The sequence below is a fragment of the Ramlibacter tataouinensis TTB310 genome, assembly GCF_000215705.1.
Classification (GTDB): Bacteria; Pseudomonadota; Gammaproteobacteria; order Burkholderiales; family Burkholderiaceae_C; genus Ramlibacter; species Ramlibacter tataouinensis.
In genome coordinates this window covers 3933775-3958755 of sequence record NC_015677.1, presented here as the reverse complement: position 1 = coordinate 3958755, position 24981 = coordinate 3933775, and the positions used below count along the sequence as shown (strand labels likewise).

At 72.4% G+C, this 24981-nt stretch carries 17 protein-coding genes; 10 read left to right on the top strand and 7 right to left on the bottom strand.

The annotated features are described in order from the left end of the window. Window positions 1–168: 168 nt before the first annotated feature. On the bottom strand, window positions 169–759 hold the full coding sequence (locus RTA_RS19010) for a glutathione peroxidase (protein ID WP_013903059.1): 591 nt from the start codon (window positions 757–759) through the stop codon (window positions 169–171). An 87-nt stretch (window positions 760–846) separates the two neighbouring features. Between RTA_RS19010 and RTA_RS19005 the strand changes: the two genes are divergently transcribed. The 3 genes from RTA_RS19005 to rfaE2 are packed head-to-tail and all read left to right on the top strand — an operon-like array spanning window position 847 to window position 3839. After that, complete coding sequence (locus RTA_RS19005; protein WP_013903058.1) at window positions 847–2418, top strand: cryptochrome/photolyase family protein; 1572 nt, start codon at window positions 847–849, stop codon at window positions 2416–2418. Between the two features lie 51 nt (window positions 2419–2469). Then, entirely contained in the window at window positions 2470–3330 is an 861-nt protein-coding gene (locus tag RTA_RS19000) for a ferritin family protein (RefSeq protein WP_013903057.1), read from the top strand. Then, window positions 3330–3839, top strand: coding sequence for a D-glycero-beta-D-manno-heptose 1-phosphate adenylyltransferase (gene rfaE2, locus RTA_RS18995; protein ID WP_013903056.1), 510 nt, complete (start codon window positions 3330–3332; stop codon window positions 3837–3839). Before RTA_RS19000 ends, rfaE2 begins: the two co-directional genes overlap by 1 nt. Here the strand turns inward: rfaE2 and RTA_RS18990 are convergent, their stop codons facing one another. The 5 genes from RTA_RS18990 to glnE form a co-directional block, all read right to left on the bottom strand. After that, on the bottom strand, window positions 3840–6941 hold the full coding sequence (locus RTA_RS18990; RefSeq protein ID WP_041676602.1) for an efflux RND transporter permease subunit: 3102 nt from the start codon (window positions 6939–6941) through the stop codon (window positions 3840–3842). Further along, on the bottom strand, window positions 6941–8077 hold the full coding sequence (locus tag RTA_RS18985; RefSeq protein WP_013903054.1) for an efflux RND transporter periplasmic adaptor subunit: 1137 nt from the start codon (window positions 8075–8077) through the stop codon (window positions 6941–6943). The genes RTA_RS18990 and RTA_RS18985 overlap by 1 nt, the downstream gene beginning before the upstream one ends. A 31-nt stretch (window positions 8078–8108) precedes the next feature. Further along, complete coding sequence (locus tag RTA_RS18980) at window positions 8109–9557, bottom strand: efflux transporter outer membrane subunit (protein ID WP_013903053.1); 1449 nt, start codon at window positions 9555–9557, stop codon at window positions 8109–8111. After that, entirely contained in the window at window positions 9554–10177 is a 624-nt protein-coding gene (locus RTA_RS18975) for a CerR family C-terminal domain-containing protein (RefSeq protein WP_013903052.1), read from the bottom strand. The genes RTA_RS18980 and RTA_RS18975 overlap by 4 nt, the downstream gene beginning before the upstream one ends. Window positions 10178–10372: 195 nt before the next feature. Further along, the gene (gene glnE / locus RTA_RS18970) at window positions 10373–13165 is read right to left on the bottom strand and encodes a bifunctional [glutamate--ammonia ligase]-adenylyl-L-tyrosine phosphorylase/[glutamate--ammonia-ligase] adenylyltransferase (RefSeq protein ID WP_013903051.1); all 2793 of its coding nucleotides are present in this window, start codon (window positions 13163–13165) and stop codon (window positions 10373–10375) included. A gap of 24 nt (window positions 13166–13189) precedes the next feature. Here glnE and RTA_RS18965 point away from each other — a divergent pair, with 24 nt between their 5' ends. From RTA_RS18965 to RTA_RS18950, 4 genes are read left to right on the top strand one after another with little or no spacing between them, the layout of a single operon-like run. After that, the gene (locus tag RTA_RS18965; RefSeq protein ID WP_041675766.1) at window positions 13190–17323 is read left to right on the top strand and encodes a YhdP family protein; all 4134 of its coding nucleotides are present in this window, start codon (window positions 13190–13192) and stop codon (window positions 17321–17323) included. Window positions 17324–17337: 14 nt separating this feature from the next. Further along, entirely contained in the window at window positions 17338–18147 is an 810-nt protein-coding gene (locus RTA_RS18960; RefSeq protein ID WP_041675765.1) for a carbon-nitrogen hydrolase family protein, read from the top strand. Window positions 18148–18149: 2 nt separating this feature from the next. After that, entirely contained in the window at window positions 18150–20162 is a 2013-nt protein-coding gene (locus tag RTA_RS18955; RefSeq protein ID WP_049871342.1) for a two-component system sensor histidine kinase NtrB, read from the top strand. Then, window positions 20162–20788: a response regulator transcription factor gene (locus tag RTA_RS18950; RefSeq protein WP_013903047.1), complete on the top strand. Its 627-nt coding sequence runs from the start codon at window positions 20162–20164 to the stop codon at window positions 20786–20788. Before RTA_RS18955 ends, RTA_RS18950 begins: the two co-directional genes overlap by 1 nt. Before the next feature lie 3 nt (window positions 20789–20791). Here RTA_RS18950 and RTA_RS21390 read toward each other — a convergent pair whose 3' ends face one another. Continuing rightward, the gene (locus RTA_RS21390; protein WP_264361956.1) at window positions 20792–20926 is read right to left on the bottom strand and encodes a hypothetical protein; all 135 of its coding nucleotides are present in this window, start codon (window positions 20924–20926) and stop codon (window positions 20792–20794) included. Here RTA_RS21390 and mltA point away from each other — a divergent pair. From mltA to RTA_RS18935, 3 genes are all read left to right on the top strand, one after another. Then, window positions 20925–22112, top strand: a complete 1188-nt coding sequence (mltA, locus tag RTA_RS18945; RefSeq protein ID WP_226986093.1) for a murein transglycosylase A — start codon at window positions 20925–20927, stop codon at window positions 22110–22112. The two genes, RTA_RS21390 and mltA, sit on opposite strands and share 2 nt — an antisense overlap. A gap of 2 nt (window positions 22113–22114) precedes the next feature. Continuing rightward, on the top strand, window positions 22115–22450 hold the full coding sequence (locus tag RTA_RS18940; protein WP_143763010.1) for a hypothetical protein: 336 nt from the start codon (window positions 22115–22117) through the stop codon (window positions 22448–22450). 114 nt (window positions 22451–22564) lie between these two features. After that, complete coding sequence (locus tag RTA_RS18935) at window positions 22565–24835, top strand: PhoX family protein (RefSeq protein ID WP_013903044.1); 2271 nt, start codon at window positions 22565–22567, stop codon at window positions 24833–24835. The last annotated feature ends 146 nt before the right edge of the window (window positions 24836–24981 follow it).

Sequence of the window (24981 nt, the reverse complement as noted above, 5' to 3'; positions counted from 1 at the left end):
CAAGAACCGTGTCCCCGTCGAGCCCTTCCTCGTGCGCCGATGGACCCCGCCCGGCGCGCCGGGGTTCCCCAGCCGGCGCGGGCGACGTAGTAAAGATTTGTGAACATGCCGGGAACAGATTTGAACTTATCAGTTTCCATTATTACTGAAGAGTTTAGATGACGCAAGTCAGCGTGCTGACAGGCTTTTTTCGATTTCCGCGACCAGCGAGCGATCGTTCGGTGCGGTCATGCTGGTGTAGTTGGCGATCACCTTGCCGTCGCGGCCCACCAGGTACTTGTGGAAGTTCCAAAGCGGCTGGCGGCCGGCCTGCTGGGCCAGCTGGCGGAACAGCGGGTTGGCGTCCTTGCCGCGCACGCTGGAGGCAGCGAACATCGGAAACTTCACGCCGAAAGTGTTCTCGCAAAAGTCGGCGATCTCCTTATTGCTTCCCTTCTCCTGCGCGAAGTCGTTGGAGGGAAAGCCCAGTACCACCAGGCCGCGATCCCTGTACTTGCCGTACAGCGCTTCCAGGCCCTGGTACTGGGGGGTGAAGCCGCAGTAGCTGGCGGTGTTCACCACCAGCAGCACCTTGCCGGTGTACTGGCACAGCGACTGGGGCTTCTCGTCCTGCAGCCGGGGAAAGGTGTGGTTCAGCGTGGCCGGGCAGCTGGCCGCGGCGGCAGGGGCGCTGCCTGCGGCAGCAGGCGTCTGGCCGGCGGCCGAAGCCGCCAGCGTGGCGGCCAGCGCGCCCGCCAGCGTGAGGAACAATGGTTTCATGGCAGCTCCCTTCAAAAGTCCAGCTTCATTGTCCTGTACGTCGTTCGGCCTACGTTGGATGTGGGGCATGCTGCCCAGGACGGTCCGGTGACTGCCGGCCTGCCCGTGACGTGCCGGCGCCTCGTGCTGGTGCTGGGCGACCAGCTCTGGCTGGAGAACCCGGCGCTGGAGGGATTCGATCCGGCCTGCGACCGGGTGCTGATGATCGAGGCCGCCAGCGAAGCCACGCATGTCTGGAGCCACCAGGCGCGTATCGCCCTGTTCCTGTCGGCGATGCGGCATTTCCGCAAGGCGCTGCGGGACCAGGGCTGGCCGGTGCTCTACCTGGCCCTGGACGACGACAACCGGCCGCTGTCCTTCCAGGAGCGTTTGGCCCAGGTGCTGGGCAGCCTGCGCCCCGAGACGCTGTGGTGCTGCGAACCCGGCGAATGGCGGCTGCTGGCGCTGCTGCAGGACACGGCGGCGGCCTGCGAAGTGCCGCTCAAGCTGCTGCCGGACACGCATTTCATGTGCTCGCGCGAGGAATTCGCTGCATGGGCCGGCACCCGGCGCGAGCTGCGCATGGAGTTCTTCTACCGGGAGATGCGGCAGCGCCACCGGGTGTTGATGGAGGAAGGTGAGGACGGCCGGCAGCCGGCGGGCGGCCGCTGGAACTTCGACGCCGACAACCGCCTGGGTTACGGGCCCGCCGGGCCGGGCCTGATCCCCGAGCCGCTGCGCTTCGCGCCCGACGCGATCACGCGCGAGGTGCTGGCGCTGGTGCGCGCGCGCTTTGCGCAGCATCCGGGCTCGCTCGAGCACTTCGCCTGGCCCGTCACGCGCGAGCAGGGCCTGGCGGTGCTGCGGGATTTCATCGACGTGCGGCTGGCCGCCTTCGGCCCGTTCCAGGATGCGATGTGGACGGACACGCCCTGGGGCTGGCATGCGCTGCTGTCCTCCAGCCTGAACCTGCACCTGATCCACCCGCGCGAGGTGGTCGACGCGGCGCAGGCCGCCTGGCGCCGGCACCGGCTGCCGCTGCAGAGCGTGGAAGGCTTCATCCGCCAGGTGCTGGGCTGGCGCGAGTTCATGCGCGGCGTCTACTGGCTGGACATGCCGCAGCTGGGGCAGGACAACCATTTCGGCCACCAGGGCAAGTTGCCGGCGTGGTACTGGACCGCCGACACACGGATGAACTGCATGCGCCAGGCCGTGGGACAGACGCTGGCGCATGGCTTCGCCCATCACATCCAGCGGCTGATGGTCACCGGACAGTTCGCGCTGATCGCCGGCATCCGGCCCCAGGAGGTGTGCGACTGGTACCTCGCCGTCTACGTGGACGCCGTCGAATGGGCGGAACTGCCCAACACCGCCGGCATGGCCCTGTTCGCCAACGGCGGGCGCTTCACCAGCAAGCCCTACATCGCGAGTGGGCAATACATCAAGCGCATGAGCAACTACTGCGAGGGCTGCGCCTACCGGCCCGAGCAGCGGCACGGGCAGCTGGCCTGCCCGGTCACCACCTTCTACTGGGCCTTCCTGGACCGGCACCAGCGCTGGCTGGCCGGCAATCCGCGCACCGCCATGATGGTGCGCAACCTGAGCCGGCTGTCCTCATCCGAACGGGAATCCATCCGACACCATGCCGCGTACTTGGAACAGAGAATCGACCGACTGTAAAGAGGGCTTCACACGCGCCGCTTAAAATCTGTGCAGTTTTCTAGGACCGCCATGCTCTACCCCGAACTGTTCAAACAACTCGAATCCGTGCGCTGGGACATGGACAAGGACATCCCCTGGGACCGCTTCGATGCCGGCCGCCTGTCGGATGAACAGGCCCAGACCATCAAGATGAACGCCATCACCGAGTGGTCGGCGCTGCCGGCCACCGAGATGTTCCTGCGTGACAACAAGGACGACAGCGACTTCTCCGCCTTCATGTCGATCTGGTTCTTCGAGGAGCAGAAGCATTCGCTGGTGCTGATGGAGTACCTCAAGCGTTTCCGCCCCGACCTGGCGCCCACCGAGCAGGAGCTGCACGAGGTGCGCTTCGAGTTCGAGCCGGCGCCGGCGCTGGAGACGCTGATGCTGCACTTCTGCGGCGAGATCCGCCTGAACCACTGGTACCGCCGCGCCGCCGAGTGGCACACCGAGCCGGTGATCAAGCACATCTACCAGACGCTGAGCCAGGACGAGGCGCGCCACGGCGGCGCCTACCTGCGCTACATGAAGCGCGCGATCAACAAGTGCGGCGACGAGGCCAAGGCCGCCTTCGCCAAGGTGGGCGTGCTCATGGCCAGCGCGCGCCGCACGGCGCAGGCGCTGCACCCGACCAACCTGCACGTGAACAAGAACCTGTTCCCGCGCGACACCATCCAGAGCCGCCTGCCCAATCCCGAGTGGCTGGAGCACTGGCTGGACACCCAGATCAAGTTCGATGCCGTGTGGGAGAACAAGGTGGTCGAGCGCATCCTGCACAACATGAGCCTGCTGATGGACCGCAGCTTCCAGAGCGTGCAGGAACTCAACCGCTACCGCAAGGAGCTGACGGCGTCGCTGGGCCAGCGTCAGCCCGTCCCCAGCGCCGCCTGATGGCCGCTGCCGCCGCGCCGTCCGGCGTGGCCCCCGACTTCTTGCAAAAGCTCGCGTCCCGCGCCGACGCGCCCGGGCGCGTGGCCAGCCTGCCGCAGCCGGTGGTCTTCACCAACGGGGTCTTCGACGTGCTGCACCGCGGCCATGCCACCTACCTGGCACAGGCGCGGGCGCTGGGCGCCAGCCTGGTGGTGGCCGTCAACAGCGACGCCTCCGCGCGGCGCCTGGGCAAGGGGCCGGACCGCCCCTTGAACAACGAGACCGACCGCGCGCTGCTGCTGGCCGCGCTGGAATCGGTGAGCCTGGTCACCTGGTTCGACGAGGACACGCCGGTCGAGCTCCTCGCCGAGCTGCGGCCGCAGCTCTATGTCAAGGGCGGCGACTACGACATGGAGCAGCTGGCCGAGACCCGGCTGGTGCGCAGCTGGGGCGGCGACGCCCTGGCCATCCCTTTCGTGGACGGTTACTCCACCACGGCCCTGGTGCGCCGCATCCGCGGCGCGGCCTGATCAGGGCGCCGCGGCGGGTGCCTGCCGGGGCGGCTGCGGCTGGCGCCGCAGCTTGCCCGCCTGCCGCCTGAACCACTGCTCCAGGTCGTCGATGTAGGTGAACACCACCGGGATCACCACCAGGCTCAGCACTGTGGAGGTGATCAGGCCGCCGATCACCGCCACCGCCATCGGCGAGCGGAAGCTCGGGTCGGCGGCGCCCCAGCCGATGGCGATGGGCAGCATGCCCGCGCCCATGGCGATGGTGGTCATGACGATGGGACGGGCCCGCTTGTGGCAGGCGTCCATCAGCGCCTCGAAGCGCCCCAGGCCGTGCTCGCGCCGCGCCAGGATGGCGTACTCCACCAGCAGGATGGAGTTCTTGGTGGCGATGCCCATGAGCATGATCAGGCCGATCAGCGACGGCATGGAAAAGCTCTTCTGCGCGATCAGCAGGCCCACGAAGGCGCCGCCCAGCGACAGCGGCAGCGCCGCCAGGATGGTCACCGGCTGCAGGAAGTCCTTGAACAGCAGCACCAGCACCACGTAGATGCACAGCACGCCGGTCAGCATGGCGATGCCGAAGCTGGCGAACAGCTCGCCCATCACCTCTGCGTCGCCCACGGCGATCTGCTTCACGCCGGCCGGCAGGCTGCGGATCGAGGGCAGGGCCTGCACCGCGGTGGTCACGTCGCCCAGCGGCAGGCCGGACAGCTCGATCTCGAAGTTGATGTTGCGCGAGCGGTCGTAGCGGTCGATCACCGCCGGCCCGCCGGTCAGCTCCAGCGTCGCCACCTGGCCCAGCATCACCGACCCGCGGGCGCCCGGCACCGCCAGGCGCTCCAGCACCGACAGGTCGGCCCGCGCCTCGTCGGCCAGCCGGACCACGATGGGCACCTGGCGCTGCGACAGGTTCAGCTTGGGCAGGGCCACGTCGAAATCGCCCACGGTGGCGATGCGCAGGGTCTCGCCGATGGCGGCGCTGGTCACGCCCAGGTCGGCGGCGCGCGCGAAGTCGGGCCGCACCGCGATCTCCGGGCGGATCAGGCTGGCGGTGGACGCCACCTGGCCCAGGCCGGGGATGGTGCGCAGGTCCTTCTCCACCGCCAGCGCCGCGGCCGACAGCGCCTGCGGGTCCTCGCCGGTCAGCACCAGGATGTACTTCTCGCCCGAGCCGCCCAGGCCGACCTTGCTGCGCACGCCGGGCAGCTGCTCCAGCGCGGCGCGGATGTTGTTCTCGATCGGCTGCTTGCGCGGCCGCTCGCTGCGCTCGTCCAGCAGGATGGTGAGCGTGGCCTTGCGCGTCTCGGCCGTGCCCATGCTGGCGAACGGGTCGCTGCCGGCGCTGCCGCCGCCGATGGTGGTGTAGACGCTCTTGACATGGGGCACGCTGGCGACCAGCGTGCGCGCCCGCTCGGCGGTCTGGCGCGTCTGCGCCAGCGTGGCGCCGGGCGGCAGCTCCAGGTACACCTGGGTCTGCGAGTTGTCGTCCGGCGGGATGAAGCCGGTGGGCAGCAGCGGGATCAGCGCGATGGAGGCTATGAAGAACAGCGTGGACATCACCACGGTGGCGACGCGATGCCGGGCGCACCAGTGCGCCGCCTTCATGTACACGCGCATCCAGGCGGCGTCCTTCTCCTCGTGCGCGACCACCGGCTTGAGCAGGTAGGCCGCCATCATGGGCGTGAGCACCCGCGCCACCACCAGCGAGGCGAACACCGCCAGCGCCGCGGTCCAGCCGAACTGCTTGAAGAACTTGCCGGCGATGCCCGACATGAAGGCGGTGGGCAGGAACACCGCGATCAGGGTGAAGGTGGTGGCGATCACCGCCAGGCCGATCTCGTCGGCCGCCTCCATGGCGGCCTGGTACGGCGTCTTGCCCATGCGCAGGTGGCGCACGATGTTCTCCACCTCCACGATGGCGTCGTCCACCAGGATGCCCACCACCAGCGACAGCGCCAGCAGCGTCACCACGTTGATGGAAAAGCCCAGCAGGTACATGCCCAGGAAGGCCGGGATCACCGACATCGGCAGCGCCACGGCCGACACGAAGGTGGCGCGCCAGTCGCGCAGGAACAGCCACACCACGATCACCGCCAGGATGGCGCCCTCGTACAGCAGCTTGATCGAGCCGTCGTACTCCTCCTGCACCGGCGTGACGAAGTCGAAGGCCTGGGTCAGCTCGATGTGCGGGTAGGCGGCCTTGAGCTCGGCCAGCGCCTGGCGGATGCCGGCGCCCACCTCGACCTCGCTCTCGCCGCGGCTGCGCGCCACCTCGAAGCCGACCACCGGCTGGCCGTTGAGCAGCGCCGCCGAGCGCGGCTCGGCGATGGTGTCGCTCACGGCGGCCACGTCGGACAGGCGGATGCGCCGGCCGTCGGCCAGCGCCAGCTCCAGGCTGGCGATCTCCTGCGCGGTCTTCACGGTGGCCAGGGTGCGCACCGGCTGCTCGCTGGTGCCCAGGTCGGTGCGGCCGCCGGCACTTTCCAGCTGCACCTGGCGCAGCTGGCGCGACACGTCGGCGGCGGTGGCGCCCAGGGCCTGCAGGCGCTGCGCATCCACCGCCACCCGGATCTCGCGCGTCACCCCGCCCACGCGGTTGACCGCGCCCACCCCCTTGACGGCCAGCAGCTTGCGCGAGACCTCGTTGTCCACGAACCAGGACAGGGCCTCCTCGTCCAGCCGGCTGGACTTGATGGTGTAGGCCAGCACCGGCTGGCCGGCCAGGTTGAGCTTGTCGATGATGGGGTCGCGCAGGTCGGCCGGCAGGTCGGCGCGCACGCGCGAGACCGCCGAGCGCACGTCGTCCACCGCTTCCTGCACCGGCTTTTCCAGCCGGAATTCCGCGACGATGCTCACCGCGCCGTCCTGCACCTTGGTGGTGATGTGCTTGAGGCCCTGCACGGTGGCGATCGAGTTCTCGATCTTGCGCGCCACGTCGGTCTCCAGCTGCGCCGGCGCGGCGCCCGGCAGCGCCGCGGTGACGCTCACCGTCGGCAGGTCGATGTCCGGGAAGTTCTGCACCTTCATGGCCTTGAAGGCCAGCAGGCCGCCGAAGGTCAGCAGCACGAACAGCATGACCGCCGGGATCGGGTTGCGGATGGACCAGGCAGAAACGTTCATCATGGCTTGGCCTCCACCACGCGCACCAGGTCGCCGTCGTTGAGGAAGCTGCCGCCCGAGGCCACCAGGCGCGCGTCGGCCGGCAGCTCGCTGGTGATCTCCAGCCGGCCGCCCACCAGCCGGCCGGTCTGCACCTTGACCTGGCTGACGCGGCTGTCCGGGCCGACGCGCATCACGTAGCTGAAGCCTTCGCGCACCACCACGGCCGGCTGCGGCACCACCAGCGCCGGCGTGGCGCCCAGCTCGAACTCGCCGCGCGCGAACATGCCGGCGCGGGCGCTGCCGGCGGCGGGGCCCGGCAGCGGCTTGAGGTCCACGTACACCAGGGCCGAGCGGCTCTGCGGGTCGACCGTGGGCCCGATGGTGCGCACCCGGCCTTCGAGCCGCGCGCCGCTGGCGGCGGTCACCTGGGCGCGGGTGCCGGTGGTGATGCGGCCCAGCTCGGTGGAAGTGACCTCGGCGCGCCACTCCAGCCGGCCCTGGCGGATCAGGCGGAACAGCTCGGTGCCGCTGCCCACCACGGCGCCCACGGTGGCAGTGCGCGCGGAGATGATGCCGTCGTCCGGCGCCGTCACCTGGGTCTGGCCCAGGCGCACCTGCTGCGCCTCGAAGGTCGCGCGCGCCGCCTGGACCCGGGCCTGGGCGGTCTTCTCGCCGGTCAGGTACTGGTTGATCTGCGACGCCGACAGGGCGCCGGTGGCCTGCAGGCTGCGGGCGCGCTCGGCGTTGGCCGAGGCGTCGGCGGCCGCCGCCTCGGCTTCGGCCAGGGCGGCGCGCGCCTGCGCCGCCTCGGCCCGCAGCGTCTCGGTGGCGAAGGTGGCCAGCACCTGGCCCTTCTTCACCCGGTCGCCCACGTTCACCTTGACGTCGGTCAGGCGCTGGCCGGTGGCCTCGGCGCCGACGCTGGCCTCCTGCCAGGCGGCGATGTTGCCGTTGGCCGCCAGGGTGACCGGCAGGCTCACGCGCTGCGGCGTGGCCAGCGCGACGGTGAGCGCGGGCTTGCCGGTGGCGACGGGCTTGGCGGGGGTTTCCCCGGCGGCGCGCGAGCCATTGCTCCACAGCAGGGTGAGGCCGCCGGCGGCCAGCAGCAGGGCCAGCGCGGAGAGGGCAGCGATGGAACGGGGATGGGCTTTCATGGCGGTGCCTTCTTTGGCAGGGGATTCGGGATCAGCGCTGGAGGCCGGCCGCGCCGGCCCCTGCGGGCGCGCTGTCATCGCCGGCGCGGCGCCAGCCGCCGCCGGTGGCGCGGTACAGCTGCACCCAGGCGGCGGCGCGCTCGCGCTGCAGCGACACCAGGGCGGTCTCGGCGGCCAGCTGGCTGCGGCGCGCGTCCTCCAGCTCGAACAGGCTGGCCAGGCCGCTGCGAAAGCGCGCCTCGGTGGCGGTGAAGGAGGCGCGGTAGCCTTCGGCGGCGACCAGGGCCTCGTCGTTGCGGCTGCGCGCGCTGTCCAGCGCGACCAGGGCCTGCTCGACCTCCCCGATGGCCTGGCGCACGCGGGCGCGGTACTGGACCGCCGCGTCCTCGTAACGGGCACGGGCGGCCTCCTCGTTGGCGGCGCGGCGGCCGCCGTCCAGCAGCGGCAGGCTCAGGGCCAGCGGACCGATGGACCAGGTCTGCGCGTCGCTCTCCACGCCGCCCACCCGCACCCGGCCCGCGGCCACCGAGCCGGACAGCGTCAGCCGCGGGTAGCGGTCGGCCCGCGCGGCGCCCACCTCGGCGCTGGCGGCCGCCACCTCCAGCTCGGCCTGGTACACGTCGGGCCGCTGGGCCAGCAGCCCGGCAGGCACGGAAGCGATGGAGAACAGCGCACCCTGGCTGGTTTCCACGGGCAAGGGAGCCACTTTCCGCCTCAGCTCGGGCTCGGCCAGCCCGGTCAGCGCGACCAGGCTCTTGAGCTCGGTCTCGCACTGCGCGCGCTGCTGGATCATCCGGGCTGCCGCTTCGGCGGCGCTGGCGCGGGTGAGCGCGGCGCTGGCCGGGGCGGTGAAGCCGGCCTCCATGCTCAACTGGGTCAGGCGCGCGGTTTCGGCGCGCGAGCGGGCGTCGTTCTCGGTCACCTGCAGCTGGCGCAGGCAGCTGCGCAGGGCGATGTAGCCATTGGCGGTTTCGGCGGCCACCGAGACGCGCGCCGCGTGCCAGCCGGCCTGGGCGCCCTGCAGCCGGGCCTGGGCCGCATCGGCAGTGGCGCGGTTGCCGCCGAACAGGTCGAGCTCCCAGGCCGCCTGCAAGCCGGCCTGCAGCGTGGTGGCCAGCGGGATCGGCGGCTGGGTGTTGCTGCGCGTGGCCGAGGCGACCGCGTCCAGGCCGGGCTGCAGCGCGGCGCCGGCAGCCACCCGGGTGGCGCGCGCCTGCGCGATGCGGGTGGCTGCTTGCGATACGCTGGGGCTGGCGGCCTGCGCGGCATCGATCAGTTCGACCAGCACCGGTTCATCCCACTGGCGCCACCACTGGGACAGGTCGGCCACCGCGCCGTCGTGGGGCAGCGGGGGCGCAGCGGCGTACCACTGCGGCGCCGGCACGGCCGGCACGGCGGCCGGTGGCCGGGCCACGGCACAGGCAGCCAGCAGCAGCGGGGCACACAGGGCCAGCGCCAGACCGCAGCGGCGGGGCCTCATCGCGCAGTCTCCGCCGGCTGCGCGGGCGCGGCACGGCGCCGGACCGCTTCCGCCTCGACCAGGGCCATCGCCAGCTCGGCCAGCCGCTGCACCGAGCGGTCGATGGCGGCCTCGTCGGCCAGCAGCCGGGGGCTGATCGCGTCGATGATGTCGCGGCAGATGTACAGGTGGATGGGCAGGGCCACGATGGCGAAGCCCAGGCGGTGCACCTCGTCGTCCGCCTGGGCCAGGCCGAGGTGGCGGCACAGGATGCGCGCCAGCGCCGCGTGCGCCGGCCGGATGCCGTTCTCGATCTCTTCCTGCCACACCGAGGTCGGTTCCAGCATCTCGCGGAAATGCAGCCGGGTGCAGTGCTGCACCAGCTCGCCCTGCTTCATCGGCTCCAGGAAGCAGCGCATGAAGATTTCCAGGGATTGACGCAGCGGCAGCTGCGGCTGGTCGTACAGCGGGATGTCGTCGCGCGGGCTGCCCATGGGTTCGACGAAAGCCGCGCGGTACAGCCCGGCCTTGTCGCCGAAGTAGTAGCGGATGGCCGCCACGTTGGCCCCGGCAGCCTGGGCGATCTCGCGGGTGGAGGTCTTGGCGAAGCCTTTTTCCGCGAACAGCTTGAGCGCGGCCATGAGCAGGCGGTCGCGGGCTTGCTCGGCAGTAGCCGAGGGCTGGAGCGGGCCGGAGGCAGTGGCTGAAGCAGTCGAAAGTGGCAGTGCGGCAGGCATGGCCGCGCATTACACCACAGTTAATCAATCGATTGATTAAACCGTGGTCTGGTCGATGATCTGCCGAGCCCCGCTACCTTCGAGTGGCGGGTCCGACCTTCAGCCGAACACCGCCCGCCACAGCGCCAGCACAGCGTTGCGCTCGGCGGCCATCTCGGCCGGTCCCACATGGGTGGGTTCCTCGTTGAGCCGGGCGCGGTGCTGGACGCGGCGCAGGCCACGGTAGGCGTCGGCAGCGGCGCGGCCCACGCCGGGCGGCAGCAGGCCGGCTTCCTCGGCCCGCAGCAGCAGGGCGATATTGCCGAGGTTGGGGATCAGCTCGCGGTGCGTTCCGGCCTGCGACAGCACCAGGAACTGCACCGCGAACTCCGCGTCCACCATGCCGCCGGGGCTGTGCTTGACGTCGAAGCGGCCGGCCTTGACCGGGTGGGCCGCGCGGACCTTCTCGCGCATGGCCACGATCTGGGCCCGCAGCGCCGCCACGTCGCGCGGCGCGGTGATCACCGTCTCGCGCACCGCGTCGAAGCGGCTCGCCAGCTCCGGTTCCCCCAGCACGAAGCGCGCGCGCGTCATGGCCTGGTGCTCCCAGGTCCAGGCGGTGTTGCTGCCGCGGTTCTGCTGGTAGTTGGCGTAGGCCTCGAACGTGGTGATCAGCAGGCCGGAGCTGCCGTTGGGCCGCAGCGCGGTGTCGATCTCGAACAGGTCGCCCTCGCCGGTCTTGGTGGTCAGCCAATTGATCAGCTTGCGCACGAAAGCGGCATAGGCTTCCGGCGCGGCCTCGTGCCCGTCCTCGTAGACGAAAACGATGTCCAGGTCGCTGCCGTAGCCCAGCTCCTTGCCGCCCAGCTTGCCGTAGCCGATGACGGCGAAGCAGGGGTCGTCGCGATGCCGCTGCTTCAGGCGGCGCCAGCACCAGCGCGCCGTCACCCTCAGCACCGCGTCGGCCAGCGCGCTCAGGTCGTCGGCCACCTGTTCCACCGACAGCCGTCCCTCCAGGTCGCGCGCCAGCGTGCGGAACACCTCGGCATGGTGGGCCCGGCGCAGCAGGTTGAGCAGCTGCTCCTCGTCGTCCTCGCCGGTGCGGGCCAGCGATTCGCGCCGGCGCTCCAGTTCGCGCTCGAACTCGGCGGCGTCGAAGCGTTCGGACAGCACGGCCTCGCCAGCCAGTTCGTCGATCACGCCCGGGTGCTGGAGCAGGTAGCGCGCCGGCCAGCGCGCCGCGCCCAGCAGGCGCAGCAGCCGCTCGTGCACCCGCGGCCGTTCCAGCAGCAGGGCCAGGTAGCTCTCGCGGCGCAGCAGGGGCTCGATCCAGTCGGCCATGCGCAGCGCGGCTTCCTCGCCGACCCGGCCTTCCTGCAGCCATTGGCCGGTGCGCTCCACCAGGCGCGACAGCCGGGCGCGGGCATCCTCGCGCAGCGCCAGCACGCGCGGATGGCCGCGCCAGCGCGCCACGCGCTCGCGCAGCTGCGGCGGCAGCTGCTCCAGCAGCGCCTCCAGCTCGGGGGCCGGGCCGCGCGCCGTCTTCGGGCCGGCGCAGCCCTTGCACTCGTTGCCGGTGCCCAGCAGCTTGTCGAACTCCTGCGCCACCAGCTCGCGGTGCGCGTCCAGCTCGTGCAGGAAGGGGCAGCAGTCCGGGTAGCCCAGGGTGCGCGCGATCCAGCCCAGGTCGTCGCCCCCGGCCGCCGCGCCTTCGCCCTCGCAGCCCAGGGGCAGCACGTGGGTCTGCTGGTCGTCCAGGTACTGGATGCGGTGCTCCACCCGGCGCAGGAATTCGTAGGCGGCCGCCAGCGCATCGGCGGTGGCCTGCGGCATCAGGCCCGCGGCCGCCACGCGCTGCAGGGCGGCCAGCGTGGGCCGGGTGCGCAGCTCGGGGAACTGGCCGCCGCGCACCACCTGCAGCAGCTGCACGATGAACTCGATCTCGCGGATGCCGCCGCGCGAGAGCTTGACGTCGTTGGCGCGCTCGGGCCGGCCGGCGCTGCGGCGCGCCGCATGCTCGCGGATCTGCCGGTGCAGCACGCGCAGCGAATCGAACACGTTGTAGTCGAGGTAGCGGCGGAACACGAAGGGAAGCACGGTGCCGCGCAGCGCCTGGGCCGAGCCGGACGCGATCGCGCCGCGCGGCGCCACCACCCGGCTCTTGAGCCACGCGAAGCGCTCCCACTCGCGGCCCTGCACCTGGAAGTAGTCCTCCAGCGCGTCCTGCGACACCGCCGGCGGGCCCGAGTTGCCGTTGGGCCGCAGCGCCAGGTCGACGCGGAAGACGAAGCCGTGCTCGGTGGTCTCGCCCACCAGGGCGTAGATGGTCTTGACCGCCTTGCCGAAGTACTCGTGGTTGGAGATGCGGCCGCGGCCCTCGATGCCGGCGGTCTCGCCGTCGTGGTCGTACACGTAGACCAGGTCGATGTCGCTGGACACGTTGAGCTCGCGCGCGCCCAGCTTGCCCATGCCCACGATCCACAGCTGCGCCCGCGCGCCCTGCGGCGCGAGCGGCGCGCCATGCTGCGCGTCGAGCTGGGCGCAGGCCTCCCGGCAGGCGGTGTCCAGCGCGAACTCGGCCAGCTGCGTGACGCAGCGCGTCACCGCCTGCAGGGAGGCGCCCTGGTCGCAGTCCAGGACGATCAGCCGCTCCATCACCAGCTGGCGCAGGATGCGCAGCGCCGTGGCGATGCCGTCGCCGCGCGCGCGCAGGCGCTCGAACGCCAGGGCCATGCTGTCGGGGGTGGGTTCGCCGGGGGGCAGCAGCGCCATCTCGCCGGCGTAGCGGCGCCGCAGGCGCTGGGCGAAGCGGGACTGGCCGGACGCGGGATCCGGCGCGGAAGGGGCCGAAAGGCCGTCGCCGGCAACGGCCTCGGGGCCGCCCGGGGAACGCGGGGCCGCACCGGCCGTCATAATTCCTGCCACTTCCAAGCTTCCATGAATGACTCGCCGACGCCCTCAGGAAAGCTGCGGGCCTATTGCGCCGCCGCCAAGGGGTTGTTGTGGCTCCTGGTCACCTTCTGGCTGGCGCTGGTGCTGGCCTGGGGGGCGCTGCATGCGTGGATTGTGCCGCGAATCGGCGACTTCCGCCCCTGGATCGAGGCGCAGGCCACCCGTGCCCTGGGGGTGCCGGTGCGCATCGGCGACATCCGCGCCGCCAGCCACGGCCTGGCGCCTTCGTTCGAGCTGCGCGATGTGGTGCTGCTGGACGCCCAGGGACGCGAGGCGCTGCGCCTGGCGCAGGTGCGGGGCGCGTTGTCCCCGCGCTCGCTGTGGCATCTGGGCTTCGACCAGCTGGTGGTGGACGGGCCGCAGCTGCGGGCGCGGCGCGGTGCCGACGGCGCCTGGTGGGTGGCGGGCCTGAGGCTGTCGTCCGGCGAGGGCGACAGCGCCGCGGCCGACTGGTTCTTCCGCCAGCGCGAGTTCGTCATCCGCGGCGGCACCGTGCACTGGACCGACGAACAGCGCGGGCTGGCCCCGGTCGTGCTGGAGCAGGTCGACCTCGTGGTGCGCAACTCCGCGCGCCGGCATGCCTTGCGGCTGGACGCGACGCCGCCAGCCGGCTGGGGCGCGCGTTTCAGCGTGCGCGGCGAGTTCCGCCAGCCGCTGCTGTCCGCCCATGCCGGCCGCTGGCGGGACTGGGAGGGCCAGCTGCATGCCGACTTCCAGCAGATCGACCTGGAGCCGCTGGGCCGCCATGGGCCGGTGCAGGCCCTGCAGGCCGGCGGGCGGGGCCGGGTGCGTGCCTGGCTCGACGTGGTGCGGGGCCAGGTGGCCGGCGGCACGGCGGATGTATCGCTGCAGGGCGCACGCGCCGCGCTGGCGCCGGACAAGCCGCCGCTGGCCCTGGCCACCCTGTCGGGCCGGCTGGCCGGCCGGTGGCAGGCCGGCCGCCTGGAGCTGGAGACGCGCGACCTGCAGTTCGTCACCGAGGCCGGGCTGCGCTGGCCGGGCGGCAACCTGGTGCTCGCCTGGTCCGCGGCGCAGGAGGGCCGGCCCGAGCAGGGCAGCCTGCGCGCCGACCGGCTGGACCTGGCGGCGCTGGGCCAGCTGGCGGCCCACCTGCCGCTGGAGCCGGCCGCCGCGGCCGCGCTGGCCGCGCATGCGCCCGCCGGCCTGGTGGAGACGGTGCAGGCGCGCTGGCAAGGCCCGCCCGGCCGGCCGGACAAATACGAGGCGCGCGGCCGGGTCACCGGCCTGGCGGTCGGACCCGGCCCCGGCGAAGCCGGCGTGGGCACGCCCGGGGTGGAAGGCGCGAACATCGACTTCGACCTGACCGAGGAGGGCGGCAAGGTCCGGCTGCAGATCGAGCGCGGCGCGGTCGCGCTGCCGGGCGTGCTGGAGGAGGCGCGCATCCCGGTGGACCAGCTGCAGGCCCAGCTGCAGTGGCAGCGCAGCGGCGAACGCTTGTCATTGTCGGGTTCGGGCCTGCGGTTTTCCAACGCCGACCTGCAGGGCGAGGGGCAGTTCAGCTGGCGCACGGCCGACGTGCCCGGCCGGCGTTTTCCCGGCGTGCTGGACCTGCAGGCCAGCCTGGCGCGGGCCGACGGCGCGCGCGTGTGGCGCTACCTGCCCCTGGGGGTGCCCAAGGGCACGCGCGACTACGTGCGCGAGGCGGTGCTGGCCGGCGAGGTGCGAGGCGCCCGCGTGCGGGTGCGCGGCGACCTGCATGATTTCCCCTTCAGCGACGCGCGCCGCGGCGAGTTCCGCATCAGCGCCCCGGTGCGCGATGCCGTCTACGCCTATGCGCCGCGCAGCCTGGTGCCGGGCCCGGCCCCGTGGCCGGCCCTCACCGGGCTGTCCGGCGAGCTGGTGTTCGAGCGCGGCGGCCTGCGGGTGGGGGCCGCCCAGGGCCGGCTGGGCAGCGGGCCCGCACTGCAGGTGCAGGCCGACGCCAGCATCCCGGACCTGCGCAACGCCACGGTGATGGTGCAGGGGCAGGTGCGCGGCCCGCTGGCCGAGTCGCTGGCCGTGGTCAACGGTTCGCCCCTGGCGGCGATGGTCGGCTCCGGCCTGGCACGGGCCAGCGCCACCGGCCCCGCCGAGGTGCGGCTGCAGCTGGCACTGCCGTTGGCCGACCTGGCGAGCGCCAAGATGCAGGGCAGCGTCACGCTGGCCGGCAACGACGTGCAGATCACGCCCGACAGCCCGTCGCTCGCGCGGGCCCGCGGCGTGATCGGCTTCAGCGAGCGCGGCTTCTCCCTGGCCGGCGTGCAGGCGCGTGCCCTGGGCGGCGAGGTGCGCATCGAGGGCGGCAGCCGCCAGGCTCCGGCGGCCGGCGCCTCCGAACCCTCGGCCGTGCTGCGGGTGCAGGGCACGGCCACCGCCGAGGGCTTGCGCCAGGCACACGAACTGGGCCTGCTGGCCGGCCTGGCCCGCAACGCCAGCGGCGGCGCCGCCTACAGCGCCACCATCGCCCTGCGTCCCGGCCAGCCCGACATCTCGGTCAGCAGCAACCTGCAGGGCCTGGCGCTCGGCCTGCCGCCGCCGCTGAACAAGGCGGCCGAGGCGGTGCTGCCGCTGCGCTTCGAAGCCGGTGCCGTGCACGGCACCGCCCGGCCGCACGACCGATGGTTGCTGGAGTTGGGGCGCCTGGCCAGCGTGCGCTACGTGCGCGACGTTTCCGGGGCCGAGCCCCAGGTGGTGCGGGGCGCCATCGCCGTCGGCCTGGAGGCGGGCGAGGAGGCGCCGATGCCGGAACAGGGCGTGGTCGCCAACATCCATCTCGCCACCGTGGACGTGGATGCCTGGGAATCGGTGCTGGGGGCCGCGGCCGGCGCGACGCCGCCGCCCTCGCCGCCTCCGCCGCCCGCCACGGCGGGCCCGGCGGCCCGGCCGGCCGACCCAGCCGCCGCGTCGGGCTACCTGCCCACCACGCTGGCGGTGCGCGCGCGCGCGCTGGTGGCGCAGGGCCGCACGCTGCACGACGTGGTGGTGGGCGGCTCGCGCGAGGGCCTGACCTGGCGCGCCAACGTGGACGCGGCGGAACTCAACGGCTATGTCGAGTACCGCCAGTCCTCCTCGGGCGCCGGCGCCGGGCGGCTGTACGCCCGGCTGACCCGGCTGGCGCTGGCCGCGGCGGCCGCGGGCGAGGTCGAGGCGATCCTGGAGCAGCAGCCGCAGTCCAGCATCCCGGCGCTGGACGTGGTGGTGGACGACTTCGAGCTGCGCGGCAAGAAGCTCGGCCGGCTGGAGATCGATGCCGTCAACCGCGGGCCCGGCGCCGTCGCGCGCGAGGGAGGCATCCGCGAGTGGCGCCTGAACAAGCTCAGCCTGGGCATGCCCGAGGCCACGTTCAGCGCCACCGGCAACTGGGCGGCGCTGGGTGCACAGGCCGTGGTGCCGGGCGGGCCGCCTGCCGGCCCGCGCCCGGCCGACGAGCGCCGGCGCTCGGTCATGAGCTTCCGGCTGGACCTGGCCGACGCCGGCGGGCTGTTGTCGCGGCTGGGCATGCCGGGCGTGGTGCAAGGCGGCCGCGGCCGGCTGGAAGGCCAGGTGGCCTGGATGGGTTCACCGCTCTCGCCCGACTACCCCTCGCTCAACGGCAGCTTCGCGGTCAACGTCGAGTCCGGGCAGTTCCTCAAGGCCGACCCGGGGCTGGCCAAGCTGCTGTCGGTGCTGAGCCTGCAGTCGCTGCCGCGCCGACTGACGCTGGATTTCCGCGACGTGTTCAGCGAGGGCTTTGCCTTCGATTTCGTGCGCGGCGACGCCAGCATCCAGCAGGGCATGGCCTTCACCAACAACCTGCAGATGAAGGGCATCAACGCGGCCGTGCTGATGGAAGGCCGGGCCGACATCGCGCGCGAGACCCAGGACATCCGGGTGGTGGTGGTGCCCGAGATCAACGCCGGCACGGCCTCGCTGGTGGCCACGGTGATCAACCCGGCGATCGGTCTGGGCACCTTCCTGGCCCAGTTCTTCCTGCGCCAGCCGCTGATGCGCGCGGCCACGCAGGAGTTCCTGGTGGACGGCACCTGGGCCGACCCGCGGGTCACGCGCGTGCCGCGCCGCCCGTCCGCCGCCGCCGACCCGTCTGCGCCGCCCCCGGCGCAGGTGCAGGGGAGCAATTGATGACGACGATGCGATTGAGCGTGGCCGCCGTCCAGATGGTGTCGACACCGCGCGTGCAGGACAACCTGGCAGCCGCCCAGGCCCTGCTCACGCAGGCAGCGCGCCAGGGCGCCGAACTGGCGGTGCTGCCCGAGTACTTCTGCCTGATGGGCCGGCAGGACGGCGACAAGCTGGCGGCGTGCGAGGCGTTCGGCGACGGCCCGATCCAGGCCTTTCTGTCCCGCACCGCGCGCGAGCTGGGCCTGTGGATCGCCGGCGGCACGCTGCCGCTGCGCGCCGATGACGAGCGGCGCGTGCGCAACAGCAGCCTGGTGTTCGCGCCCGACGGCGCCTGCGCGGCGCGCTACGACAAGGTCCACCTGTTCCGCTTCGACGACGGGCGCGAGCGCTACGACGAGGCCCGCGCCATCGAGCCGGGTGCCGCGCCGGCGGCCTTCACGCTGATGGCCCGCGACGGCGGGCGCTGGCGCGTCGGCCTGTCGGTGTGCTACGACCTGCGGTTCCCCGAGCTGTACCGGCAGCTGGCGGCCGACCTGCTGCTGGTACCCAGCGCCTTCACGCACACCACCGGCCAGGCGCACTGGGAGCCGCTGCTGCGCGCCCGCGCCATCGAGAACCTGGCCTATGTCGCCGCGCCGGCGCAGGGCGGGTTGCACGAGAACGGCCGGCGCACCTGGGGCCATTCGCTGGTCGTCGATCCCTGGGGCGTGGTCATGGCGCAGCGCGCGGACGAAGGGCCGGGGCTGGCGATGGCGGTGCTTGACGGCGAGCGCCTGGCCCAGCTGCGGCGCCAGCTGCCGGCCCTGGACCACCGCGCGCTGTGACCATGGGCGGACCCGGACCGCGCTGGACCTTGTGGGCCGCCCTGGTCGGCCTGGTGGCGGCGCTGCTGGTGATCCTGGTCTGGCTGGCCGGGCGCTACGAGGCCAGCCAGGTGCAGGACAAGCTCGACGTGGACACGGCCCAGGCCGCGGGCGACATCCGCACCGCCCTGGCGCGCAACCTGCAGGCCTTGCAGGCCAGCCCGCCCTCGCGCGAAGGCTGGGCGCTGGAGGCGGCCCAGCTGCTGCGCGAACGCCGCGAGTGGGTGCGCATCGAGTGGCGCGACAGCGCGCTGGTCGCGGTGGCGGCGGTCGACACCCCGTACCGCGCGCCGCCGTTCGGCCGGCTGGGGCGCGAGAACGCGCAGGCCGACGTGCAGCTGGCCTGCGCCAATGCGCGCCGGCGCGGCGGGCCGGCCTACGCCGCCAGCTACTTCCTGCCGCAGCCGGGCGGCCTGGGCATGGAGGTGATGGAGCTGTGCCTGCCGCACGTGGTCGCCGGCCAGCTGGCCGGCTACATGGTGGCGACCTACTCGCTGGCGGAGATGCTCACCAGCCTGGTCGGCCCGCAGCTCACGCGCAACCAGGAGGTCTCGTTCGTCGAGGCGGACGGCACGCGCCTGGCGCTGCACGGCGTGGCCCAGCGCGGCAGCCGCATCTTCAGCTCGCAGCAGCTGCTGGACCTGCCCGGCAACACCCTGGTGCTGCGCATGGACAGCTGGCGCGCCGCGCCCGACCTGTTCCCCAACGTGCTCACCGCGCTGGTGACCGGCATGTCGATCGCGCTGGCGGCGGTGCTGGCCCTGCTGGGCAAGGACACCCGGCGGCGCGTGCGCGTCGAGCAGGACCTGGCCGACGCGCTGGCGTTCCGCAAGGCGATGGAGGACTCCCTGGTGACCGGCCTGCGCGCGCGCGACCTGCAGGGCCGCATCACCTACGTCAACCCGGCGTTCTGCCAGATGGTGGGCTTTTCGGCCGAGGAGCTGATGGGGAAGTCGGCGCCCGCGCCCTACTGGCCGCCCGAGCTGGTGGACGAGTACCAGAAGCGCCAGGCGGTCCGGCTGGCCGGCCAGCACGTGCCGCCGCGCGAGGGCTTCGAGTCGGTGTTCATGCGCAAGGACGGCTCGCGCTTCCCGGTGCTGATCATCGAGGCCCCGCTGATCAACGCCCAGGGCGTGCAGACCGGCTGGATGAGCGCGTTCCTGGACGTCAGCGAGCAGCGCCGCATCGAGGAGCTGTCGCGCGCCAGCCAGGAGCGGCTGCAGGCCACGGCGCGCCTGGCCACCGTCGGCGAGATGGCCTCGCTGCTGTCGCACGAGCTGAGCCAGCCGCTGTCGGCCATCGCCAGCTATGCCACCGGCTCGCTCAACCTGCTGCAGGGCGGCGCGGTGGACGGCATCGAGCTGGCCATGCGGCGCATCGCCGAGCAGGCCGAGCGCGCCGGCAAGGTGATCAGGAGCGTGCACGACTTCGTGCGCCGGCGCGACCAGGCGCGCGAGGCGGTGGCGCCGCAGGCGCTGGTGGACGCCGTCATGCCGCTGGTGGGCCTGCAGGCGCGCAAGCTGGGGGTCACCGTGCTGACCCGGCTGCCGGAGGGCCTGCCGGCGGTGCTGTGCGACCGCACCATGGTCGAGCAGGTGCTGCTGAACCTGGCGCGCAATGCCATGCAGGCGATGGACGAGGCGGGCGTGGCGCGGCCCACGCTCACGCTGCAGGTGCGCCGCTGCCCGCCGGCCGCCGACGGCGGCGAGGCCTGGCTGGAGTTCTCGGTGGCCGATGGCGGCCCCGGCGTGCCGCGGGACATCCAGGACCGGCTGTTCACGCCGTTCTTCACCACCAAGGCCGAGGGCATGGGCCTGGGCCTGTCGCTGTGCCGCACCGTGGTGGAGCAGCACGGCGGCCTGCTGGAGTTCGAGCCGAACCTGCCGCAGGGCACGGTGTTCCGCTTCACGCTGCCGGTCGCGGGCCCGGCGGGGGCGCCCGGCGGCCTGCCTGCCGCCGCGCTGGAAGCCGCCTGATGCAGCCGCTGCACGACGCCACCGTCTACATTGTCGACGACGACGCCAGCGTGCGCGACGCCCTGGCCTGGCTGCTGCGCTCGCGCCGCCTGCCCAGCGAGGGTTTCGCCAGCGGCGACGCGTTCGAGGCGATGCTGGCGCGCGGCTTCGCGCCGCGGCATCCCTGCTGCCTGCTGCTGGACGTGCGCATGCCGGGCACCAGCGGCCTGGCCTTGTTCGAGCGGCTGGCCGCCCTGGGGCTGGCGGAGGTGATGCCGGTGATCTTCCTGACCGGGCATGCCGACGTGCCCACCGCCGTGGCCATGGTCAAGCGCGGCGCCTTCGACTTCTGCGAGAAACCCTTTTCCGACAACGCGCTGGTGGACCGCGTCGAGCAGGCGATCGCGTGCTCGGCCGAGGTGCTGGCGGCGCAGCGCGAGCAGCGGCGGGTGCAGGCGCGCCTGGCCGAGCTGACCCAGCGCGAGCGCGACGTGATGCACCGCGTGGCGCGCGGCCTGCCCAACAAGCTGATCGCCGACGAGCTGGACATCAGCGTGCGCACGGTCGAGGTGCACCGCGCCCGCGTGTTCGACAAGATGGAGGTGCGCTCGGCCGTCGAGCTGGCCAACGTGCTGCGCAAGACCTGAGGGCTATTCCTTCCCGGCAGCGTCGTCCTGCGGCGGCGCCGGCGGCTCGCCCTTGGGCCGGCCGGAGAACATGGTCCACCACACGATCAGCACCAGCAGGGCCAGCGCGAGCAGGGCTTCGAGCAGAATCAGCAGCATGAGAGCATCTTTGCGTTGGGCGGCGTCGGCGATTGTAGGAACGCTGGCCGCCTGCGGCAGCGTGCCGCTGCCCCCGCCGGACGAGGCGCCGGTCGCGCCCACGGTCCCCACCCTGCCTTCCGCCCCCGCCGCGGTGACGCCGCCGTTGCCGCCGGCGGACGCCGCGCCGCTGCCGCCCGCCCTGGCCAGCGGCAAGAGCCGCTGGCAGCCGGTGCGCTGGAGCGAGCTGCCCGGCTTCGACGCCGATGCCCTGCACGAGGCCTGGAATGCCTGGCTCAAGAGCTGCGAGCGGCCGGCCGCGCCTTGGGAGGCGCTGTGCCCGCAGGTGCGGCGCCTGTCCATCGCCACGCCCGAGGAGCAGCGGGCCTGGATGCAGCAGGCGCTGCAGCCCTACCGCGTCGAGCCCGCGCCCGCGCAGGGCACGGCCGAGGGCCTGCTGACCGCCTACTACGAGCCGGTGCTGCAGGCGCGGCGCCAGCCCAGCGCGACGCACACCGTGCCGCTGTACCGGCCGCCGGCCGGCCTGGGCCAGCGCAAGCCCTGGTTCAGCCGCCAGGAGATGGAGACTTCGCCGCAGGCGCGGGCCCAGCTGCGCGGCCGCGAGATCGCCTGGCTGGCCGACCCGCTGGATGCGCTGGTGCTGCAGATCCAGGGCTCGGGCCGTTTGCGCATCACCGAGCCCGACGGCAGCGTGCGCACCGTGCGGCTGGCCTATGCGGCGACCAACGACCACCCCTACCGCAGCGTCGGCAGCTGGCTGCAGCAGCGGGGCCAGCTGCGCGACGTGTCCTGGCCCGGCATCAAGGCCTGGGCCCAGGCCAACCCGCAGCGCGTCAACGAGATGCTGTGGAGCAATCCGCGCACCGTGTTCTTCCGCGAGGAACCCCTGCCCGAGCTGGACGCCGCCTTGGGCCCGCGCGGCGCGCAGGGCGTCGCGCTGACCCCCGGCCGCTCGATCGCGGTGGACAAGGAGAGCATCCCCTACGGCACGCCCGTGTGGCTGGCCTCGCCCGGGCCGCAGCTGCCGCTGCAGCGCCTGGTGCTGGCGCAGGACACCGGCAGCGCCATCGTCGGCGCGGTGCGCGCGGATTATTTCGTGGGCTGGGGCGAGGAGGCCGGCGACCTGGCCGGCCGGCTGAAGCAGCCGCTCAGGCTGTGGGTGCTGTGGCCCCGGGCGGGAGGCTGACGGTGCGGCGCGCCATCCTGGCCTGCGCCGCCGCCCTGCTGGCGGCCGGCTGCGCGACCCCGCGGCCCGGCGAGCCGCCCAGCGAGCCGCCGGGCATCCGCTACCGCTGCGAGCAAGGCTTTGATTTCAGCGTCCTCTTCCTCGACGACAGCGCGGTGCTGGACGCTGGCCCGCGCGGCCAGGACTTCCTGCTGCGCGACGCCGGCGGGACCACGCCCCGGCACACGGTGTGGAGCAACCCGCGCATGCGCGCCGAGTTCGGCCTGGGGGCGGGCGAACGCGAGGCCCTGCTCCACTACCCGCTGCAGCCGCTGACGGTGCGCTGCGTGCGCGGCTGAGGCCGCGCGCCTGCGGCTGTTTCATCGAGCTGTCACGCGGCCGCCATGGCCGCGTCACACAGTCTTTCTACGCTCGCCTCGTTTTCGCAACGACGCAACGAGAAAGACTTCTTCATGAACGCGAACACCCATCCCGAACAGATGGCCCTGGCCGGCAACGGCGACGAGGACAACTGCAACACCAGCGGGAACCCCTCGCTCAACGACATCGTCGAAGCCCGCCTGTCGCGGCGCAACCTGCTGCGCGTCGGCGTCGGCAGCGCGGGTGCCGCGGTGCTGGCGGCCTGCGGCGGCGCTTCCGACGTGGCCGAGGCGGCCGATGTCGCGGCCGCCGACGTCCAGTCCAAGGCCTTGACGCTGAATTTCCAGCCGGTGCCCAAGAGCAAGGCCGATGCGGTGCTGGTGCCGCGCGGCTACACCGCCACGCCGATCTATGCCACCGGGGACCCCCTCGCGGCCACCGTCCCGGAGTACCTCAACGACGGCACGGACACCGACTTCGAGCACCGCGCCGGCGACCAGCATGACGGCATGGAGTACTTCGGCCTGAACGCCACCGGCACCGCCCGCGACCCCAACGGGTCCAAGCGCGGCCTGCTGGTGATGAACCACGAGGCCCTGGTCGACCAGTTCCTGCATGCCAACGGCGTCACGGCGGCCACGGCGACGGCCGGCCGCCCGGTGGCCGAGGTGGACAAGGAGATCGCCGCCCACGGCGTGTCGGTGGCCGAGGTGCAGCGCAGGGGCCAGTCCTTCGCTTACGACAGGGGCTCGCGGTACAACCGCCGCGTCACCCCGCTCACGCCGATGCAGATCCACGGGCCCGCCCGCGGCGACGGCCTGATGGTCACCCGGTACTCGCCCGACGGCACCACTTGCCGCGGCACCATCAACAACTGCGGCACCGGCTACACGCCCTGGGGTACCTTCCTGACCGGGGAGGAGAACTGGGCCGGCTACTTCACCCGCTCCGGCGGGGACGATGCCGCGCGGGGCGGGCCCATGGCCAAGAGCGTCGTCTCGCTGCGCCGCAGCGGCCGCAATGCCGGCAGTGCCAGCCGCCATCGCTGGGAGACCGCCGGCACGGACGACAAGTATGCGCGCTGGAACATCTCGCAGGTGGGCGCCGGGCCCGCGGAAGACTACCGCAACGAGCTCAACACCTACGGCTACATCGTCGAGATCGACCCCTACGACAAGAACGTCGCCATCCGCAAGCGCACCGCGCTGGGCCGCTTCGCCCATGAGAGCGCGGCCTTCGGCCTGCGCGCGCCGGGCCAGCCGCTGGCCGTCTACATGGGCGACGACTCGCAGGGCGAGTACATGTACAAGTTCGTGAGCAAGATGCCCTGGAACCCGGCCGACGCCGAACCCGCCAACCGGATCACCACCGGCGACAAGTACCTGGACGAGGGCAAGCTGTATGTGGCCAAGTTCGCCGGCGACGGGACGGGGGAGTGGATCGAGCTGAGCATGGCCAACCCGGCCGTCGCCGGCTACGCCGCCTATGCCTTCGCCAACCAGGCCGACGTGGTGGTCAACGCCCGCCTGGCCGCCGACGCGGTCGGAGCCACCAGGATGGACCGGCCCGAATGGTGTGCGGTGCATCCGGTGACCGGCGAGGTCTACTACACGCTGACCAACAACGCCAACCGCAAGGTCAGCCCCACAGGCAGCCAGCAGCCGGTGGACCCGGCCAATCCGCGCTCTTACAACGATGCCGCGACCGAGGCACCGGCCAGCGCGCGCAACGTCAACGGCCACATCATCCGCCTGCGCGAGGACGGCGGCCGCGGTGCGGCGACGCGCTTCGCCTGGGACATCTACCTGTTCGGCGCCGAGGCCGATGCCGACCCGGCCCGCGTGAACCTGTCCGGCCTGAACGACGACCAGGACTTCTCCAGCCCCGACGGCCTGTGGTTCAGCCCCAAGACCGGGCTGTGCTTCATCCAGACCGACGACGGCGCGTACACCGACGAGACCAACTGCATGATGCTGATCGGCCGGCCGGGCCGCGTCGGCGACGGCCAGCCGGTGACGCTGAACTACACCCGGGCCGACGGCACGACGGCAGAGGTCACGACCCATGTCGGTGCCAAGCCGACCGCAGCCACGCTGGCGCGTTTCCTGGTCGGCCCGGTCGACTGCGAGATCACCGGCGTGACCGAGACCCCCGACGGCAAGGCCATCTTCGTCAACGTGCAGCACCCCGGCGAGTCGATCAGCAAGGCCGACGTGAACGATCCCGCCAAGTACACCAGCCAGTGGCCATCGAACGCCGGTTACGGCCTCGGCAAGCGCCCGCGCTCGGCCACCCTGGTGATCACCCGCGACGATGGCGCGCTGATCGGCGGCAACGGCCCCGCCTTGCGCAACAGGTCCTGACGGCACGAGCAGCCTGAAGAAGAAAGCCGGCCTCAGCCGGCTTTCTTCTTCTGGTTTCTGCAAGTGAACGCAACGATATTGCTCTGACCGGGCACTTTCCGGCATCAAAAGCAACGACATATCGCCGGCGGCCGGCCTACACTCGT